Origin of the sequence: Variovorax sp. KK3 (genome assembly GCF_001984055.1) — a bacterium.
Lineage (GTDB): Bacteria > Pseudomonadota > Gammaproteobacteria > Burkholderiales > Burkholderiaceae_C > Variovorax.
This window is the reverse complement of the sequence record NZ_LYVO01000053.1, coordinates 1-19695: the sequence shown is the minus strand read 5'-3', so window position 1 is coordinate 19695 and position 19695 is coordinate 1. Positions and strand designations below refer to the sequence as shown.

15 protein-coding genes are annotated in these 19695 nt (G+C 67.6%); 4 read left to right on the top strand and 11 right to left on the bottom strand.

The features are described from left to right. Nucleotides 1-261: 261 nt before the first annotated feature. The 9 genes from B0W80_RS35105 to B0W80_RS22560 form a co-directional block, all read right to left on the bottom strand. On the bottom strand, nt 262-1083 hold the full coding sequence (locus tag B0W80_RS35105) for a hypothetical protein (RefSeq protein ID WP_143684742.1): 822 nt from the start codon (nt 1081-1083) through the stop codon (nt 262-264). Nucleotides 1084-1354: 271 nt separating this feature from the next. Continuing rightward, nucleotides 1355-2170, bottom strand: a complete 816-nt coding sequence (locus tag B0W80_RS22595; protein WP_077001410.1) for a hypothetical protein — start codon at nt 2168-2170, stop codon at nt 1355-1357. Nucleotides 2171-2188: 18 nt separating this feature from the next. Then, a complete protein-coding gene (locus B0W80_RS22590) occupies nt 2189-2380 on the bottom strand; it encodes a hypothetical protein (protein WP_077001409.1) in 192 nt (63 codons plus the stop codon). 253 nt (nt 2381-2633) lie between these two features. Then, complete coding sequence (locus tag B0W80_RS22585) at nt 2634-4091, bottom strand: HlyD family type I secretion periplasmic adaptor subunit (RefSeq protein WP_077001408.1); 1458 nt, start codon at nt 4089-4091, stop codon at nt 2634-2636. Beyond that, nucleotides 4088-6322, bottom strand: coding sequence for a type I secretion system permease/ATPase (locus B0W80_RS22580; protein WP_077001407.1), 2235 nt, complete (start codon nt 6320-6322; stop codon nt 4088-4090). The genes B0W80_RS22585 and B0W80_RS22580 overlap by 4 nt, the downstream gene beginning before the upstream one ends. A gap of 150 nt (nt 6323-6472) precedes the next feature. Beyond that, a complete protein-coding gene (locus tag B0W80_RS22575; protein WP_077001406.1) occupies nt 6473-7429 on the bottom strand; it encodes an alpha-E domain-containing protein in 957 nt (318 codons plus the stop codon). Between the two features lie 22 nt (nt 7430-7451). Next, on the bottom strand, nt 7452-8978 hold the full coding sequence (locus tag B0W80_RS22570) for a circularly permuted type 2 ATP-grasp protein (RefSeq protein ID WP_077001430.1): 1527 nt from the start codon (nt 8976-8978) through the stop codon (nt 7452-7454). A 148-nt stretch (nt 8979-9126) separates the two neighbouring features. Continuing rightward, the gene (locus B0W80_RS22565) at nt 9127-9495 is read right to left on the bottom strand and encodes a GFA family protein (RefSeq protein ID WP_077001405.1); all 369 of its coding nucleotides are present in this window, start codon (nt 9493-9495) and stop codon (nt 9127-9129) included. A gap of 101 nt (nt 9496-9596) precedes the next feature. Then, nucleotides 9597-11996 (bottom strand): DNA internalization-related competence protein ComEC/Rec2, encoded by a 2400-nt coding sequence (locus tag B0W80_RS22560; RefSeq protein WP_077001404.1) that lies wholly within the window; start codon nt 11994-11996, stop codon nt 9597-9599. Nucleotides 11997-12195: 199 nt separating this feature from the next. Here B0W80_RS22560 and B0W80_RS22555 point away from each other — a divergent pair, with 199 nt between their 5' ends. Further along, on the top strand, nt 12196-13137 hold the full coding sequence (locus tag B0W80_RS22555; protein WP_077001403.1) for a TauD/TfdA family dioxygenase: 942 nt from the start codon (nt 12196-12198) through the stop codon (nt 13135-13137). A gap of 49 nt (nt 13138-13186) precedes the next feature. Beyond that, complete coding sequence (locus B0W80_RS22550; protein ID WP_077001402.1) at nt 13187-14146, top strand: tripartite tricarboxylate transporter substrate binding protein; 960 nt, start codon at nt 13187-13189, stop codon at nt 14144-14146. A gap of 18 nt (nt 14147-14164) precedes the next feature. On the opposite strand, the gene B0W80_RS22545 is transcribed toward B0W80_RS22550, so the two are convergent. Then, entirely contained in the window at nt 14165-15079 is a 915-nt protein-coding gene (locus B0W80_RS22545; RefSeq protein ID WP_077001401.1) for a LysR family transcriptional regulator, read from the bottom strand. Between the two features lie 139 nt (nt 15080-15218). Here B0W80_RS22545 and B0W80_RS22540 point away from each other — a divergent pair, with 139 nt between their 5' ends. Further along, a complete protein-coding gene (locus tag B0W80_RS22540) occupies nt 15219-16886 on the top strand; it encodes a thiamine pyrophosphate-binding protein (RefSeq protein WP_256856658.1) in 1668 nt (555 codons plus the stop codon). 32 nt (nt 16887-16918) lie between these two features. Here the strand turns inward: B0W80_RS22540 and B0W80_RS22535 are convergent, their stop codons facing one another. Next, nucleotides 16919-17851, bottom strand: coding sequence for a LysR family transcriptional regulator (locus B0W80_RS22535; RefSeq protein ID WP_077001399.1), 933 nt, complete (start codon nt 17849-17851; stop codon nt 16919-16921). 111 nt (nt 17852-17962) lie between these two features. Between B0W80_RS22535 and B0W80_RS22530 the strand changes: the two genes are divergently transcribed. Next, the coding region (locus B0W80_RS22530; protein ID WP_143684741.1) for a transglutaminase family protein at nt 17963-19695 on the top strand (1733 nt) is incomplete at its 3' end.

Sequence of the window (19695 nt, the reverse complement as noted above, 5' to 3'; positions counted from 1 at the left end):
GTGCCGCTGAAGCCTGTGGAGGTGTTGGCTTGCTGGTCTAAAGCAACCCAATGCTTTGCAAACTGGATGGCTTGAACTTCGGTGAACCGACTGGCGTGGTTATTCCCATCGATAAGAGCTTCTGTAAGTTCACGTCCCTCGGCGCTAAGGCTGCCGGTATCCGGATTTTTTATGAACGCCTCTGCTGCCATTTGCAGATCCGCGTATTTGAGGTAATCGGCGATAGTTGGGTTGCTCGTCATTCTGTTTTCCCTGAGTCAATTACTTCGATAGTGGTTTGAGAACTTTCTCGACGAATCGCGCAGCTTGGTAGCTCGTGGAGGCAGAAGCTGGTCCAGCAAGACGATTCGGATTTCTTTTGAATGTGGGACAGGCAGTCTCGAAGGCCCACAGCCAAGGCGAACGCCCTCCAGAGCTGCTTCCCTGGGCCCAATCCATCATGTATCCAACTCGTTCAGCGATGACGTCGCCCGTCTGAAGATCGATGACCTTAAGCGAGCTGCCTGCGATCCAATACTCTCGTTCTTCTCGCGTAGAAATGTCGTCGTAGGTTACTCCGTAGCGTGGCGCAGGGCCTCGCGCAACAACTTTGTCTAGAACGAAGCGCGTGTATCCCTTTAGGTATGACTTGTCCTTTTCCCACGGCTCCTCAATACGCCCCGTGTATCTATATCGCTGCCCATCTTCAATGTCGACAGCCTCAGCGTAGCCAAAGCCAGCCGGAGACGGCTCAGATCCTGGAAGTGGGGTGCCCTTGTGGCCTTCCTTGTAGCTACCGCGAACAAATGTTTGTATGTACCCAAGACCCCCCAAGTCTTTTCCATATGGATCGTCGAGCTTGAACTGCTCACCGTAGTTGCGCGACGTCGGCCTGACCTTCATCACGTACACGCCCTCTACGTTTGCCACCGCTCTATGAATCTTTTCACCCGCGGTCTTGCAACGCTCGAAAAACATGGCTTGTGCCTTGATCTGACGTTCGCTTAAGCGGGCGGAATCCGGGTTGTGGGCACATGCACTTACGACCAGACTCAAGCCCAGCACGACTCCGAGCACTCGCCGCCGCGTGATGAACTCAGTCATCGAGCTTGATCCCATATACCGCCCAGTCGCTGGGGCTGACGGGCTGGCCAGCCGCTAATGCGGCCTCGACACGGCCATAGATCTCCGACAGCTTGAGTCTCGGTAAATTGGCTGGAGTGAAAATTGCCATCGACCAGCGCCTGTTTCAGATCCGCCTTGGCGTCCTCTTTTCGCTCGTTGACGAGGAACGCCTCTGCAGCCATCTGCAGATCTGCGTACTTGAGGTATTCGGCTACATGTAGTTCTGTGCTCACTGCCAACGTTCCAGTTTCTAGTTGATTGATGGTTCCAAGACCTTCTCGACAAAGTAGAGCGTCTGCCCGGGCTGCGCCGAGCCACCTCGATTGATGGGGCGCTGTGGATTTCTCTGAAAGCCTGGACACGCCGTATCGGCCGCAAATAACCACGGCGCCCTTCCACCGGCCCGACTACCCTGCGCCCAATCCATCATGTAGCCGACCCGCTCTCCCATGACTTCATTCGTCTGAAGGTCAATCACTCTTAGCGAACTCCCGGCAATCCAGTACTGACGTTCTTCGTGAGTAGAAATATCCTCGTAAGTCACGGCGTATCGAGGAGCCGGCCCAGGCGAGACAACCTTGTCCAATACAAAGCGGGTATAGCCCTCGAGAAAGGCCTTGTTCGATTGCCATGGTTCTTCGGTTCGGCCTGTGTATCTGTACCGCCGTCCATCGTGAACATCGGCTGCTTCAACATACCGATAGCCCATTTGCGGAGGATCGCCGGCAACGGGTCTGGCTTGACTCTGGTGATAGAAGCCGCGAAGAAAGTTGAGGATGTACATGTCGCCAGTGGAATCGTGGCCGTATGGATCATCCAGTCGGAACTGATCGCCATGATTGGTCCTGGATCGGATCTTCAGCAGGTACACGCCCTCAACGTTCTTTACTGTCCTGTAAATCTTCTCCCCCGCCGTCTTGCAACGCTCCGCAAACATCGCCTGGGCCTTGATCTGCCGTTCGGTCAAGCGAGCAGCGCCGCCGGCACCACTGCCGCAAGCACTAACGACAAAACCCAAGCCCAACAAAGCGGCGAGCAATGCGCGCCGCACAATGCGCGTTTTCATGTGGTCAGCCTTCATCGACTACAGCCCATACACAACACAAGCCGCCGCGAAGCTCAGCAGGATCAGCAGAACCACCACGAACACGCTCCACGCGGACGCGATCGATCTCAGGCTCGTAAAGGACGGCTCGTCCGTCGGCTCGGCGGTGTCCGCATCGCGGGCTGGCGAGCGCGGGCCGAGGACCATGGGTTGGGTGTCTTGGTCGTACATGGTTGGTCGTCGTTGGGTGTGGCGTCATAAGTGGCGATGAGCCGGTGCCGGCGAGGCGTTGCCTCACGGGCTTCTCTGGTTGCTGGTTGTTTTTCTGTCTCGACACAGACCGGGCAGCTGCCCGGCCCACACCGTCGATCGCGATCGACGCGCGTCGAAAGGCGCCCGCATGATCGTCAAGCACTACGCACTCGGTGAGTGCTTCGCGACAATTGATCAGAAAGACGCGTTGCGTCGCGTGTAGCCCCGTGCTTCACCGCTCGCGCATGCTCTCGCTCGCCGCCCGCTGCACCGGGCTCAGGAGGTACTCGATCAAGCGCCTGCGGCCCGTCTTGATCTCGGCGGTCAGGTTCATGCCGGGCCCCAGCTTCACGGCCCTGCCGTCGATGCTGATGTGGCTGCGCTCGAGCGCCAGCGTCACCGGAAAGATGGCGCCGCGCTTCTCGTCGTTGACGGCATCAGCGGTGACCGTGCGAACGGTCGCGCCCACCGTGCCGTAGCGGGTGAAGGGAAAGGTCTCTAGCTTGATCTCGGCGCGCTGCGCGGCATGGACGAAGCCGATGTCCTTGTTGTCGAGCGTGACCTCGGCGATGACCTGCGCGCCCTCGGGAACGATCACCATGATTGGCTGCGCCTCGGTGACGACGCCGCCCTCGGTGTGCACGGCGAGTTGCTGCACGGTGCCGGCGACCGGCGCCTTCAGGCTGGTCAGGCGTTCGCGCTGGGCGGCCTTGGCCAGTTCCTGCACGCCCTGCTGACGGCGCAGGTCGGCCGCCGCCTCGCGCTCGCTCAAGCGGCGGCGCGTCTCGGCCACGAAGGCGGTGCGGGCGTTCTCGCTTTCTTTCAAGGAGGCGACTGCCTCGGTCATGCGGGCGCGCTGGGTGGCGAGGTCGCGCTCCAGTTCGATGCGTTCGCGCATGCGGTCTTGATTGGCGTGGCTCGAGATGAAGCCCTGCTCCGCCAAGCGCCTGAAGTCGGCTTCGCGCTGACGTGCCAAGGGCAGCGTGGCTTCGAGCTTGGCGACCATCTCTCGCACGGTGGCGATCTCGGCATGGCGCCGCTGCACTTCGGTGCCGGCCCGCTCCAGCTTGGCGGTGATGTCGCTCCACTCGTCGGCCAATTGCGTGCGCGCGGCGCGCGCGTCCGATTCGGTCCAGCCGTCCGGAAGGCCTGTGGCAGTGCCGCCAGCAAGCTCGGCTTGCTGCTTGGGCCGGTTCAGTGTCGCCAGCAATGCGCGCGAGCGCATCGCCTCGGACTGGGCCGCCTTCAATTGCTCGTCGATGCTGGTCCGGTCCGCGCTGGCGCCGGTCGGGTCCAGTTCGACCAGCACCTGACCGGCCTCGACTCGGTCGCCATCCCTGACCAGCACACGCCGCACCACGCTGCGCTCCAATGGCTGCACGAGCTTCGTACGCTCGCTCACCACGATGCGGCCCGGCGCCACGGCGACGATGTCGACCTGGCCGACGATCGACCAGGCGAGCGCGATGACGAACAGCGCCACCACGGCCCAGGCCAGTCGACGCGGCGCGGGATGCACGGGCGTCTCCTGCAGGCTCAAGGCGGCCGGCTGAAAGGCCAGCTCGTCGGTCAGGCGCGCCGGCCCTGCAAGCTCGTGCCGGGCCTTCCATGCGGCGCGGAAGACGTTGCGATAGCGGGCGAGCAGATCGCGCAAGACATGGACATGCACGGTGTGCCGGTTCCCGCTCATGGCCTGGCCTCCTCGATCGACTGGCCGCCCGCCTGCATCGACCAGAGCCGAGCGTAGAGGCCCCGCGGCCTGGCGAGCAGCGCCTCGTGCGTGCCGGCCTCCACGATGCGGCCCTTGTCCATCACGACGATTCGATCAGCATGGCGTACCGCGCTCAGCCGGTGGGCGATGATGAAGACGGTGCGCCCCTGGCAGATCTGCGCCATGTTGCGCTGGACGATGGCCTCGCTCTCGTAGTCGAGCGCGCTGGTCGCCTCGTCGAAGATCAGAATGCGCGGCCGCGTGAAGAGCGCGCGGGCGATGGCGATGCGCTGGCGCTGCCCGCCGCTGAGCGACGCGCCCTGCTCGCCCACGACGGTGTCGTAGCCCTCCGGCAGCTCGCTGATGAACTGGTGCGCGCCGGCCAGCCGGGCCGCCTGCATCACGGCTTCGAACGGCGCGGCGGGTTCGGCGATGGCGATGTTCTCGCGCACGCTGCGGTTGAAGAGCACGTTATCCTGCAGCACCACGCCGACCTGCCGCCGGAGCTGGCCCGCGTCGATCAGGCTGATGTCGATGCCGTCGACCAGCAGGCGACCCTGGCCGGGCGCATAGAGCCGCTGCACGAGCTTGGTGAGCGTGCTCTTTCCCGAGCCCGAGCGCCCGACGATGCCTATGACCTCGCCGGGCCGCACGTCCAGGCTCACGCCGTCGAGCACCGGCGGCGCTTCGGGGCGATAACGAAAGCTCACCTGATCGAGCGTGACGCGGCCCTCGACCGCAGGCAGCGACACGGCGGCGCCGGGCGCGACCTCGGCTCGCGCGTCGAGGATGTCGCCGAGCCGCGCCATCGAGATGCCGGTCTGCTGAAAGTCGGTCCAGAGCTGCGCCATGCGCATGATGGGCTGGGCCACGCGCTGCGCGAACATGGTGAAGGCGACGAACTGGCCGACGCTGAGCTGGTTGTCCATGACCAGATGGGCGCCCCACCAGAGCGTGGCGGCATTGACCAGCTTGCCGATGAGGCCGATGCCTTCGTGGGCCCAGCTCGCGAGGTTCTGGGTCTTGAAGCTGGCCGACACGTAGGCCGCGAGCTGGTCGTCCCAGCGGCGGCTGAAGGCGGGTTCGAGCGCGGTGGCCTTGACGGTCTGGATGGCGCTGACGGTCTCGACCAGCAACGCCTGGTTCTCCGCGCCGCGCGCGAACTTCTGGTCGAGCCGACGGCGCAGCGCGGGCACCACCGCGAGGCTCAAGCCCAGGTACAGCGGCAAGCTCGCCAGCACGATCAGCGTCAGCGACACGCTGTAGGCCAGCATCACGGCGATGAAGATCGCCGAGAACAGCACGTCGAGCAGCGCGGTCAGCGCATTGCCGGTGAGAAAGCTGCGGATGTTCTCGAGCTCCCGCACGCGCGCGACCGAATCGCCGATCCTCCGCGCCTGGAAGTAGGCCAGCGGCAGCCGCACCAGGTGGCGAAACAATCGCGCGCCGAGCTCGACGTCGATGCGGCTCGTGGTGTGGCTGAGGATGTAGCCTCTCAGCCCGTTGAGCAGGCTCTCGAACACGACGACGACGAGCAGGCCGATGACGATCACGTCGAGCGTGGTGAGGCCGCGGTGCACCAGCACCTTGTCCATTACCACCTGAAAGAACAGCGGGCTGACCAGCGCGACGAGCTGCAGCATGAAGGAGATGGCGAGCACTTCGCCGAGCAGGCGGCGGTACTTGACCAGGCTGGGCACGAACCAGGAGAAATCGAACTTCGCGAGTTCTGCCGCGAGGCTGGCACGGCTGGCGACGAGGATCAGCTCGCCGGTCCACTCGCGTGCGAACTGCGCCAGCGGTCGGCTGAAGGGACGCGGGCGCGACTCGCACGGGTCGTGCAGCAGCACGCGCTCCGCATCGCAGCGGGCCAGCACGACCCAGCGCCGCCTTCCGTCTCCGTCGCGCGTTTGCACGAGCGCGGGCAAGGGGGTCGTCTTCAAGCGCTCGATCGACGACCGCGACCGCTTCGCCTTCAAGCCCAATTGCTTGGCTGCGCGCAGGGGCAAGTCATCGGCAGCGGGTTCGCTCGGGCTGTGTCCGAGCTGATGCGCCAGCGTGGCCGGCTCGGCAGCCACGCCGTGGAGGCGTGCCACGAAGCACACAGAGGCCAGTGCAACGACCGCAGTCTCGGCCGAATCGTTCGGGCTCGCTTTTTCGAAGGACGCGACGGACGCGCCTTTTCCTTGTGCTTTTTGCACTCCCTGCATCTCGATCTTCCGGGGTTGTTTGGCGCGGGAAGATAGCCAGAGAGGCGTGCCGTCAGGGCGGCCGGCGAGCTTTGATCAGAATCTCGTCAGCCCCGAGTCGGCAGTTTGCGAGCGCCAGGCGGATGGCACGCGCGATGGCGTGCGCCGCCTTTACTGCGCAGGCACCAGGAAGTCCTGGCTGATGCGCCAGCCCAGCTCGTTCACCCGGTCGAGGAACTGCGTCAAGTACGCGTGCAGGCCGGTGGCCAGGATCTCGTCGACGCGCGCGTACTGCAGGTCGGCCAGCAGCTTGCCGGCGCGCCGCTGCGTCTCGGCGCTCTGGTCGTTCTGCACCTTCGCGAGGTCGTTGACCACCTCGATCAGGCTGGCATGCAGCGAACGCGGCATGTCCGGCCGCAGGATCAGCAGCTCGGCCACGCGCTCGGGCTTGATGACGTCGCGGTACACCTTGCGGTAGACCTCGAAGGCCGAGACGCTCCGCAAGATGGCGCTCCAGTGATAGAAGTCGTACTCCTGGTCTTCTTCCGTCGCGGCGCCGAAGAACTCGCTGTTGAGCGCATGGAACTTCACGTCGACCAGCCGCGCCGTGTTGTCGGCACGCTCGATGAAGGTGCCCAGCCGCGAGAAGTAGAACGCCTCGTCCTGCAGCATGGTGCCCACGGTCACGCCGCGCGACAGGTGCGACCGGAACTTGACCCACTCGAAGAACTGGCCCGGGTCGCGCTCGAAGTCGCCGGCACGCAGCATGCGGTTGACCTCGAGCCATGTGGTGTTCTGCGTTTCCCACGACTCGGTGGTCAGCGCACCGCGCACGGCACGCGCGTTCTCTCGCGCGGCCCGCAGGCACGACAGGATGGACGACGAGTTGGACTCGTCCTTGACCATGAACTCCATCACCCGGTCGGGTGTGATCTGGTCGTACTTCTTGTTGAAGGCCGGCAGCAGTTCGCTGATGGACAGCAGGCCCTGCCAGCCGTACTTGGCGACTTCGGCCGACTGCGGCAGCAACGACGTCTGGTAGTTGACGTCGAGCATGCGGGCGGTGTTTTCGGCCCGCTCGGTGTAGCGGGACATCCAGTAGAGATGATCGGCGGTGCGCGACAGCATGGTGTTCGTTCCTCCTCGGGGATCAGCTCGTTTGCTTCTGGGTCTGGCCCTGCGTCTGGGTCTGGCCCTGGCCGGCCTCGTCGCTGCGCGGCTTGCCCCAGCGGTCGGCTTCGAGGATCCAGGTGTCCTTGGTGCCGCCGCCCTGCGAGGAGTTGACCACCAGCGAGCCTTCTTTGAGCGCCACCCGCGTGAGGCCGCCCGGCACCATCTGCACTTCCTTGCCCGACAGCACGAAGGGCCGCAGGTCGATGTGGCGCGGCGCGATGCCCGATTCGACGAAGGTCGGCGAACTCGACAAACTGAGCGTCGGCTGGGCGATGTAGCCGTCGGGCTTGGCGATCACGGCCTTCTTGAAGTCCTCGATCTCGGCCTGCGTGGCGGCCGGGCCGATCAGCATGCCGTAGCCGCCGGCGCCGTGCACTTCCTTGACCACCAGGTCCTTCATGTGGGCCAGGGTGTAGTCCAGGTCTTCCTTGTTGCGGCACATCCAGGTCGGCACATTCTTGAGGATGGGCTTCTCGCCGAGGTAGAACTCGATCATCTTCGGCACGTAGGGATAGATCGACTTGTCGTCGGCCACGCCGGTGCCCACGGCATTGCAGATGACGACGTTGCCCTCGCGGTAGGCGCGCATCAGGCCGGCCGTGCCGAGCGTCGACGTGGGGCGGAACACTTCGGGGTCGAGGAAGTCGTCGTCCACGCGGCGGTAGATCACGTCGACCCGGCGCGGGCCGCGCGTGGTGCGCATGTAGACGAAGTTGTCCTTGACGAAGAGGTCCTGCCCCTCGACCAGCTCCACGCCCATCTGCTGGGCCAGGAAGGCGTGCTCGAAGTAGGCGCTGTTGTACATGCCGGGCGTGAGCACCACCACCGTGGGCTCGGCGGTGGCCGGCGGCGCCGAGGCGCGCAGGGTCTCGAGCAAGAGGTCGGGGTAATGCGCGACCGGGGCCACGCGGTTCTGGCTGAACAGCTCCGGGAAGAGCCGCATCATCATCTTGCGGTTTTCGAGCATGTAGCTCACGCCGCTGGGCACGCGCAGGTTGTCTTCGAGCACGTAGTACTCGCCGTTGCCGCTGGCGTCGGGGGCACGCACGATGTCGATGCCGGCGATGTGCGAGTAGACGTCGTTGGGCACCTTCACGCCCGCCATCTCGGGCCGGTACTGGGCGTTGTCGAACACCTGCTCCGACGGGATGATGCCGGCCTTGAGGATCTCCTGGCCGTGATAGACATCGTGGATGAAGCGGTTGAGCGCCGTCACGCGCTGCACCAGGCCTTTTTCCATGCTCTCCCACTCGTGGGCCGGGATGATGCGCGGCAGCAGGTCGAAGGGAATGAGCCGCTCGGTGCCCGAGCCGTCCTCGTCCTTGGCGCCATACACCGCGAAGGTGATGCCGACCCGGCGGAAGATCATTTCCGCCTCCTCGCGCCGCGAGCGCATCATGTCGACGGGCTGCCTGGCGAGCCACTGGTCGTAGCGCTTGTAGTGGTTGCGGACCGCGGCGCCCTGGTAGGGCAGCTGCTCGTACATCTCGTCGAATTTGTGCATGGGGCGATCCATCTCCTTGGGCATAGCTTAGCAAGTTCAAGGCCAGAATCCGGGCCGCGCTTACCCCATGCTGCTGCTTTTCAGCGCGGGCAGCGGTGGCGCTGGGGCCGGTTCGGCACCCGGGCTCGCAAGCCAGGTCAGGCCGCGATCACCAAAGGTTCTTGCCGTCGATCTCCTGCACCGGCAGGTCGGCAGCCACGACGCCTTCGAGGATTCGCGCATTGAAGCCGATGCGGCGCGTGTGGCCGTCCCAGCTGCCGTCGCGTTGGAAAGCCGGGCTGTCGGAGTAGAGGTTGCAACCGCAGGCGCTGCAGAAGTGATGCGCCACCAGCTTCTTGTTCCAGCGGTAGACCGCGTCGCTGGTCGCCTCGACCACACGCAGCTGCTGCGGCTCGAAATAGGCGTGCAGCACGCCGTGGCTCGCGCAGAAGGAGCAGGTGCAACGGGTGAGCGCGGATGGCAGTTCACCGTCGAGTTCGAACACGTTGCGGCCACAGTGGCATCGTCCAGTCAACATGCAAGGCTCCTTGTCATCGGTTCGGAGCGATTCTCCGGTGGCAGCCGAGCCGCTTGCGTAGGACTTCAGGCGAAGGCTCCGAATGAAAGATGCCACCACCGTCAAGGCGGCTGGTGGTGCCAGTAACGCCGGGACTCCCGCCGCTCGCAACGTACCGCCGCCGGCCGCAGGCTGGACCAGCCGGCCGCCCCGCAGTGCGCCGAATCGACGACCTCGATGTCGCGCTCCGCATAGCGCGCCAGCACGTCTGCGGCCGGATGGCCGAAGCGGTTGCGGTAGCCGGCCTGGACCAGCGCGATGCGTGGCCGCACCGCGTCCAGCAGCGCCGGGCTCGACGACGTCTTGCTGCCGTGGTGGGGCACCAGCAGCAGGTCGGCCTGCAGGCCGGGGGTGCGCGCGGCCAGAGCGGCCTCCTGCAGGCGTTCGATGTCGCCGGCCAGCAGCGCCGTGCTGCGGCCGTTGCCGATGCGCAGCACGCACGACACCGCGTTGGGCCGGGTGAAGCCCGCATAGTCGTCGGCCTGCGGGTGCAGGATCTCGAAGCGCACGCCGTCCCAGGTCCACGACTGGCCGGCCTGGCAGCGCTGCACCGGCCGAAGCTGCTGCAGCGGATGGCCGGCCTCGATCGAGCTGCGCAGTTCGGCGCCGGGCTGCATCGCCAGGACCGCGGGCACGCCGCCGGCATGGTCGCTGTCGCGGTGGCTCAGCACCACGCTGTCGAGCCGTTCGTCGAGCGCGCGCAGCAGCGGCACCAGCACACGGTGGCCTGCATCGCTCTCGAGGCTATAGCGCGGGCCGGCGTCGTAGAGCAGGCTGTGATGGGCCGTGCGCACCAGCACCGCATTGCCCTGCCCCACGTCGGCGGCCAGCAGCTCGAACTCGCCGACCGGCGGCCGCGGCGCCTGCCACAGCAGGGCCGGCAGCAGGAGCGGCAGGCCCTGCAGGCGCAGCGACCACGGCAGGCGCATCGTCAGCAGCACGCCGCCGGCCACGCCGGCGACGGCGGCCCAGAGCGCGGGCGCCGGCGCGGACCACGTGGCGAGCGGCAAGCCGGCCAGCGCCTGCAGCAGCCACGCCAGCCCCTGCACCGCCCAGGCCGCCAGGCCCCACAGCGGCGGGGCGGCCACGCCGAGCATCGACAGCGGCGTGACCACCAGCGTGACCCACGGAATGGCCAACATGTTCGCCAGCAGCCCGACCACCGACAGTTGCTGGAACAGCAGCAGGCCCAACGGCGCCAACGCCAGCGTCACGGTCCATTGCTCGCGCCACATGCGCGCCAGGCGGGCCCCTACGCCTGCGGGAACTTCATCCGGCGACCCGGCCGCGAACAGCACGCCCACCGCGACGAAGCTCAGCCAGAAGCCGGGCTGCATCAGCCCCCAGGGGTCGACCGCCACCACCACCGCGCCCGTGCACAGCCACACGAAAGGCCAGGGCCACTGCCGCCCCGTGAGCCGCAGCAAGGCCACCGTCGCCAGCATCCACACCGTGCGCTGCGACGGCAGGCCCCAGCCGCTGAAGAGCGCATACGCCGCCGCCAGCAATACACCGCCGACAAGCGCCGCCTGCGGTGCCGGCCACCAGAGCATCAGCCGCGTGCTGCGCCGCCATGCAATGCCGATCAGCCACGCGGCCAGCCAGGCGAACAAGGTAATGTGCAGGCCCGAAATCGACATCAGGTGCGCCACGCCCGTCGCCCGGAACAGGTCCCAGTCGGCGCGCTCGATCGCGTTCTGGTCGCCCGTCACCAGCGCAGCGATCACGCCGGCCTGCGCCCGGTCGGGCACGCGCTCGAAGACCGCATCGCGCACCGCCTCGCGCGCACGCTCGACCGGGTGGCGCCAGGTCTGGCCCAGCGGCTGCGGCCGGGCCTCGCCCGCGCCGGTGCGCACGTAGCCGCTGGCCTGCACGTCCTGCTCCCAAAGGCGCAGCTCCAGGTCGAAGCCATGCGGGTTGAGGTTGCCGTGCGGCGCCTTGAGCCGAACGCGAAGGCGCCAGCGCTCGCCGGCATGCACCGGGCCGGGCGGCTCGGCCGCCTCGGCGCGCGCCGCCTGCTCGGGCGCGCGGCCCCAAAGGCCGGTGTTGTCGGCATACCAGCCGAGCACGATGCGCGGCGGCACGTGCGGTGGCGCGTCCTGCCCGGGGCCGCCGGTCCACCGCGCTTCCTCGACGTCGAAGACGAAGCGCATCGCGCCATCGCTGCGCTGGGGCATCTGCGCGACGACGCCCTGCAGTTGCAGGTCGCGCCCTTCGAGCGCCGGGTCGAGTGCATCGGCCGCATGCATCGATGCACGCCAGCCTGCCAGGCCGGCACCGCCCATGGCGCCCGCCGCCAGCAGAAGCAGCAAGACCAGCCACCACGGCCTCAGCCGGAGCGCCGCTCGCGACCTGACCGCCCATGCCGCAGCGCAGGCCAGCAGCAAGCCGGCATAGACGGCGCGGTCCCACAGCGCCGCCTGCTGCAATTGCAGCATCGCGCCGAGCACGGTGCCGGCCATGAATCCGAAGAACCCCAGGCCGCGGCTTTCCGCGGCGGGCGTTGTGCAACGCTCCCCTCTTCCCATGCTGCGGCCCGGTCAGAGTTCGCAGATTCGCGAAAGCTGGATTCGCGAGCCGGGCCTCGCTCCATGAAGACCGCGGACATACATTCGATTCAAAGTTTTCCTCCCACCCGATCCATCCCTGATCCCATCCCTGATGTCAGCCATTCACGTTCAACCCATCGGCTACGCGCTCGGCGCCAAGGTCACAGGCGTCGACCTGTCGAAGACGCTCGGCGCCGACGAAGTGTCCCAGATCAAGGCGGCCTGGACGAAGCACCTGGTCCTGGTGTTCCCCGGCCAGGACCTCGACCCAGAGACGCTGATCGCCTTCACCCGCCACTTCGGCGAACTCGACGACTACGCGAGCCAGCCCTTCAACCGCCACCCCGGCCATGACGAGGTGATGCTGCTGTCGAACAAGCCCATCGACGGCAAGCTGCCGCCCGGCGCCAACAACGGGCAGAACTGGCACACCGACCTGTCGTATACGACGCGTCCGGCCAAGGGCACGATGGTCTACTGCATCGAGAAGCCCTCGGTCGGCGGCGACACCATGTTCGCCAACATGTACCTGGCCTACGAGTCGCTGTCGCCCAAGCTGCGCGCGTTCCTCGACGACACCGAGGCCGTCCACGACGTGAGCCTGATCTCCGCGCGGCGCGACCCGGCCATCATGGAAGCCTTCAAGCGGTTGAACCCGCCGGTGGTTCATCCGGCCGTGCGCGAGCATCCCGATGCGCACCGGCGTGCGCTCTACGTCAACGACCGCGTGCGCACGTTCGTCGGCATGAGCGATGCCGAAAGCAAGCCGATCATCCAGTTCCTGTGCCAGCACTCGGTGCAGCCGCGCTTCGTCTACCGCCACCGCTGGGAAGTGCGCGACCTCGTGCTGTGGGACAACCGCTGCCTCACCCACCTGGCCGTGGGCGACTACGACCCGCGCGAGTTCCGCCACATGATCCGCACCTCGACCATGGGCGACTACCACGGGCGCCTCGAAAACCCCGAGGCCGCGAAGGCGGCGCAGGCCGCGCTGAAGGCCGCCGCGGCGACCAGCCAGGACATCGTCGCTGGCATCTCGTCGCTGCACGACTGACGCCCGCGACATCCAAGCCTTCCACGAAATCCGACAAGGAGACTGCCCCGTGTTCCTCGCCACCCGTCGCGCCCTGCTCGCCGCAGCCGCCGGCACCCTCTTGACCGGCGCCGCCTTCGCGAACGACCAGGCCATTCGCATCAACGTCGGCTTTCCGCCCGGCGGCACCACCGACGTCATCGCCCGCCTCGTGGCCAACAACCTGGGCCAGAAGCTCGGACGGTCCGTCATCGTCGACAACCGCGGCGGCGCCAGCGGCAACATCGCTGCGCAGGCCGTGGCCAACGGCACGGCGGACGGCAGCAACCTGCTGTTCGTGCCGAGCAGCCATGCGACGAACGCGAGCCTCTACAAGAAGCTCGCCTTCGACACCGCAAAGGACTTCACCGCCATCGGCATGGTCGCCACCACGCCTTATGTGCTGGTGGTGCACCCCGACGTGAAGGCGAAGACGGTGCCCGAATTCATCTCGCTGCTCAAGTCGCAGCCGGGCCAGTTCAACTACGCGTCGGCCAGCCAGGGCACGGGGCAGCACCTGGCGGGCGAGCTCTTCAAGAACATGGCGGGCGTCGAGATGACGCAGGTGCCGTACAAGGGCAGCGCGGCCGCCTTCCCCGACCTGATGGCCGGGCGCACGCCGATCATGTTCGACAACGTGGCGCTGATGCTGCCGCACATCCGCAGCGGCGCGCTTCGCCCGCTGGCCATCACCGGCGCTAAGCGCTCGCCGCTGCTGCCCAACGTGCCCACCGTGGCCGAGACGCTCAAGGGCTACGAGATCCAGGGCTGGTTCGCGCTGCTGGCACCGTCGAAGACGCCGGCTGCGCTGGTCCGCGAGTACAACGCCGCGCTCAACGCGGTCGTCAACGACCCGGCCTTCGTGGCACGGCTCGGCGAACTCGGCGCCGAGGCCCGCACGGGCACGCCGGCCGCGGCCAACGACTACATCCAGCAGGAAATCGCCCGCTGGGGCGAGGTGATCCGCTCGGCCAACATCTCGCTCGACTGAGTCCGCGGTGCAGCGCGTTCAGCGCGGCTCGAGCCCCATCGTCCTGAAGGCCTCGGCCACCTGCTTCTTGGCCTCGCGGGCGACCAGCCGCGTGGCGGCGCTCGCGGGGCGATGCGACGCCACGCTGAGCGCGATGGTCCTGACGATCGAGGGCGCCACGATGCGCGACGCCTGCAGCCCGTCGCCCAGGCGCTGGCTCGCGGCGTGGCCGGCCATGATCGTGTAGGCGTCACCGCGCGCGGCCACCTGGGTCTGCACCATCAGCGAGTTGGTTTCGAGCACGATGTTGAGCTTGAGGCCTTGCCGCTGCGCTTCGCGCTCCACGTCGGCACGCAGGCCGTTGGGTGCGGACGCCAGCACGAGCGGCAGCGCCGCGACGTCGGCGAAGCATACCGACGGCCCTGCCGTGACCGGGTCTTCGCGCGCGCCGACGAGATAGGTCTCCACGTCGCCCAGCGCGTCCTCATTCTGCAACTCGGAGCGACCCGCGCGAAAGAGGATCGTGATGTCGACGCTGTCGCTGGCGCGCCAGGCATCGAGCTGCGCGCTCACGCCTTCGGTCACCGCCAGCTTCACACCGGGATACTCGTCGCGCATGCATCGGAACAGCGGGCCGGCGATGGCCTGCGCCAGCGAAGGCACCAGGCCGATGCGCACCTCGCCGCTGATCACGCCGTGCTGCGACTTCACCTCGTCCTGGAGGTTCTTGTATTCGAGCAGCGTGGCCTGCGCGCGGGGCAGCAGCCTGCCGCCCAGTTCGGTGAGTGCCATGCCGCGGCCCGTTCGGTGGAACAGCTTGCCGCCGCAGGCCTGCTCGAGTGCGGCGACCTGCCGGCTCATCACCGACGGCAGCATGTCCAGCGCCACCGCGGCCTTGCTCAGATTGCCGTGCCGGCTGATGCAAACGAAGATCTCGAGTTTCTGCAAGTCCATGGACCAATCGCCGGGGGAAGCCGCGGCGATTATGCAGTGCAGGCCCGGGCCGGCAACGCGAAAACTGCATGGCTGCCCTGCACCGATACCGGTGCAGGCCGCGGCCCGACCGGCCTAGACTCCGCGCATGAAAGCCGACATGAACCCCACCCTTCCCACCGCCGGCCGCGTGCTGGTCGATTCGCTGCGCCTGCACGGCGTCGATCGCGTGTTCTGCGTGCCCGGCGAAAGCTACCTCGAGGTGCTCGATGCCCTCTACGACGCGGCCGACGACATCGAGCTGATCGTCGCCAAGCACGAGGGCGGCGCGGCCAACATGGCCGAGGCCGACGGAAAGCTCACCGGCCGGCCCGGCATCTGCATGGTGACGCGCGGCCCCGGTGCCACGCACGCCAGCACCGGCGTGCACACGGCGCAGCAGGACTCGACGCCGATGATCCTGTTCGTCGGCCAGATCGCGCGCGGCGACGTCGGCCGCGACGTGTTCCAGGAGGTCGACTACGTCGCGATGTTCGGCAAGCTCGCGAAGTGGGTGGTCGAGATCACCGACCCCAGCCGCACGGCCGAGATCGTCGCGCGCGCATTTCACGTGGCCGTGTCCGGCCGGCCCGGCCCGGTGGTCATCGCGCTGCCCGAAGACGTGCTGGTCGCGCCGAGCCAGGTGCCCGCCTGCAAGTCGACGGCGCTCGATGCGCCGGCGGCCTCCACCGAAACCGCGATGCGCCTGCGCACGCTGCTGGCCGACGCCGAGCGGCCGCTCGTCATGGTGGGCGGCAGCGGCTGGAGCCCGGCGTCGGCAGAGTCGCTCGCCAGGTTCGCCGCCGACTGGAACCTGCCCGTGGCCTGCACCTTCCGCCGGCAGGACGTGGTCGACAACCGCCTGCCGCAGTACGTGGGCCACCTGAGCCTGGGCATGAATCCGGCGCTGGCCGACATGGTCCGCCGCGCCGACCTGATCCTGGCGCTCGGCACCCGCATCACCGACATCGCGACCGACGGCTACACGCTGCTGGAGGCTCCCAGGCCGACGCAAACCTTGATTCACATCCACGTGGAGGCCGCCGAGATCGGGCGCGTCTTCCAGCCCGACATGGGCATCGAACTGCCCGCGCCCGCGGCCGTGGCGATGCTGGCCGCGCTGCCGCCTCCCGAGCGCCCGGCATGGAACGACTGGACCGCGTCGGCGCGCGACGCCTTCGTGCGCTTCGGCGTGCCGCCCCAGCGCAGCCCCGACGCCACGGGCGTCGACCTGGGCCAGGCCATGCAGGCGCTGCGCGCCGCCCTGCCCGACGATGCCATCGTGACGAACGGCGCCGGCAACTACGCGGTGTGGCTGCACCGCTTCTTCGAATACCGGGCCACGCGGACCGAGCTGGCGCCAACCTGCGGCGCCATGGGCTACGGCCTGCCCGCGGCCGTCGCCGCCGCGCTGCGGCACCGCGATCGCGAGGTGGTCTGCGTGGCCGGCGACGGCTGCTTCCTGATGTACCCGCAGGAGCTGGCGACCGCCGCGCAGTACGGTGCGAAGCTGATCGTGCTGGTGGTCAACAACGGCATGTACGGCACCATCCGCATGCACCAGGAAAAGCACTACCCCCATCGCATCAGCGGCACCCGTCTGCAGGGGCCGGACTACGTGGCGCTGGCGAAGTCCTTCGGCGCTTTTGCCGAACGCGTCGATGCGACGGACCAGTTCGCGGCCGCGCTGGAGCGGGCACGTCGGCACGATGGCCTGGCGCTGCTCGAACTGGTGACCGACCCGAAGCAGATCACGCCTGCGCTGCGGCTCGGCGAGCCCCAGGCCTGAGTCAGCCGATCGCGTCCGGTGCGGCGCGACCGCTACTGCGCCATGCGGTCCACGCCAGGCCATTGGCCGGCGCGCACCAGGTCGCCGACCACCCGCTTGGTGGTGCGCACCACCTCCCACAGGCCGGGCAAGGGCACGCGGTTCTTCGCCGTGGCCAATGCGACCGAGCGCAGCGCGTCGTGGCCTTCGATGCGGGTCGCGGCCAGCCGGCCCGCGGCCACCTCTTCATGCACCGATGCCAGAGGCAGCACCGTGCATCCGGCGCCGGCCTGCACGAGCCGCCGCGTCATGTACGTCGACCCGTCGCATTCCATGGCCAGGTTCAGCGCCTTGCCGTGCGACCCGGCCCAGGTCTCGACCAGCCCGCGCAGCCCGAAGGCCGTGCTCGGCAGCACGAGCGGCAGGTCGAGCACGGCGCGCGTGTCCAGCCTGTCGGGCACGACGAAGCCCGGCGGCGTGACGCAGTAAAGCTGCTCCTGCAGCAGCAACTCGTAGTCCAGGGCGGCCTGCATGTGGCTTGACACGTAGAGCAGGCAGATGTCCACGCCGCCGTCCTGCAGCCAACCCACGAGCTCGTGGCCATAGCCTTCCTGCACTCGGATCTTCGCGCGGGCAAAGTCGGCCTGCAGCGCCATCGCCACCGGGCCGAAGCAGGTGTGGGCGATGGTCGGCTGGGCCGCCAACACGATGCGGGCCGGCCCGCCGGCGGCCAGCTCGGCGGCGATGCGGCGCGTGCTCTCCAGCGTGGCCACCACCTTCGCGGCCTCTTCGAGCAGCTGGCTGCCCACGCCCGTGAGCACCATGCCGCGGCCGCTGCGATGAAAGAGCTTGGCGCCGATCTCGCTTTCGAGCCGGCCGATGTGGCGCGTGAGCGTGGTGGGCTCCATGCCCAGGCGCGTCGCCGCTCGCGCGATGCTGCCGCTCTGCGCCACGACATGAAAGTACTCGAAGGCACTGGCGTCCATGAGGTCCCGGTTCTGCGCGCGTGCCCGGGGCGGGCTTTGGCGCGCTAATTGCTATGCCAGTGGGCTAGTATGCGTCTCCTCCCGAGGCACCTTCGACGCAGTAGAGAAAACATGTCCATTCACGCCGCACTCCACCACGTCACCCATTACAAGTACGACCGGCCGGTGCAGCTGGGGCCCCAGGTGGTGCGCCTGCGCCCTGCGCCGCATTGCCGCAGCAACGTCATCTCGTATTCGCTGCGGGTCGAGCCCGAGCAACACTTCGTCAACTGGCAGCAGGACCCTTTCGCCAACTACCTTGCGCGCCTCGTGTTCCCCGAGAAGACGCGCGAGTTCAAGGTCACGGTCGACCTCGTGGTCGAGATGGCGGTCTACAACCCCTTCGACTTCTTCCTCGAGCCGCAGGCCGAGAACTTTCCGTTCAAGTACACCGAGGCGCAGGCGCAGGAGCTCGCGCCCTACCTGGTGCCCGACGCCGCCACGCCGCTCGTGCAGGCCTACCTCGAAAAGATCGACCGCAAGTCGCAACGCACCATCGACTTCCTGGTCGGCATCAACCAGCAGGTCCACCAGGACGTCAACTACCTGATCCGCATGGAGCCCGGCGTGCAGACGCCCGAGCAGACCCTGGCCAACGCCTCGGGTTCGTGCCGCGACTCGGGCTGGCTGCTGGTGCAACTGCTGCGCCACTGCGGCCTGGCGGCGCGCTTCGTCTCGGGCTACCTGATCCAGCTCACGCCCGACGTGAAGGCGCTCGACGGCCCCAGCGGCACCACGGTCGACTTCACCGACCTGCACGCCTGGTGCGAAGTGTTCCTGCCCGGCGCAGGGTGGATCGGCCTCGACGCCACCTCGGGCCTGCTCGCGGGCGAAGGCCACATTCCGCTGGCCTGCACGCCCACGCCTTCGAGCGCGGCGCCGATCGAAGGCGCGGTGGACGAGGCCGAGGTCGACTTCGGCCACGAGATGAAGATCACGCGCATCCACGAGTCGCCGCGCGTGACCATGCCCTACACCGAAGACCAGTGGAGCGAGGTGCTGGCGCTCGGCGAGTCGGTGGATGCACTGCTCACAGCCGGCGACGTGCGCCTGACCATGGGCGGCGAGCCCACCTTCGTCGCCACCAGCGACCGCGATGCGGCCGAGTGGAACACCGACGCCCTCGGCCCCACCAAGCGCGGCTACGCGACCGAGATGGTGCAGCGCCTTCGCGCCGAATACGGCCAGGGCGGCTTCCTGCATTTCGGGCAGGGCAAGTGGTACCCGGGCGAGCAGCTGCCGCGCTGGGCGCTGTCGATCTTCTGGCGGGCGGACGGCCAGCCCGTGTGGCACGACCCCGATCGCTTCGCCGACGAGCGCCACCCCACGCACTACACCAGCGACGATGCCGACCGCTTCACCCGCGCGCTGGCGCGCCGCCTGGGCCTGACCGACCGCTTCGTGCAGCCCGGCTACGAAGACGTCTACTACTACCTCTGGCGCGAACGCCGGCTGCCGGTGAACGTCGACCCCTTCGATTCGAAGCTCGACGACGAACTCGAGCGCGCCCGCCTGCGCCGCGTGTTCACGCAGAAGCTCGATGCGGTGGTGGGCTACGTGCTGCCGCTGGAGGCCACCAACGCCCGCGCCGACGCGCCGGCGCTCGCCGGCCCGGCGTGGAAGACCGGCCCCTGGTTCATGCGCGACGACCGCCTGTTTCTCGTGCCCGGCGATTCGCCCATGGGCTACCGACTGCCGCTCGATTCGCAGCCCTGGGCCAGCAAGGGCGACTACCCCTACCTGATCGAACGCGACCCGAGCGCGCCGCGCACGGCGCTGCCGCAGCAGTTGCACCAGCAGCCAGC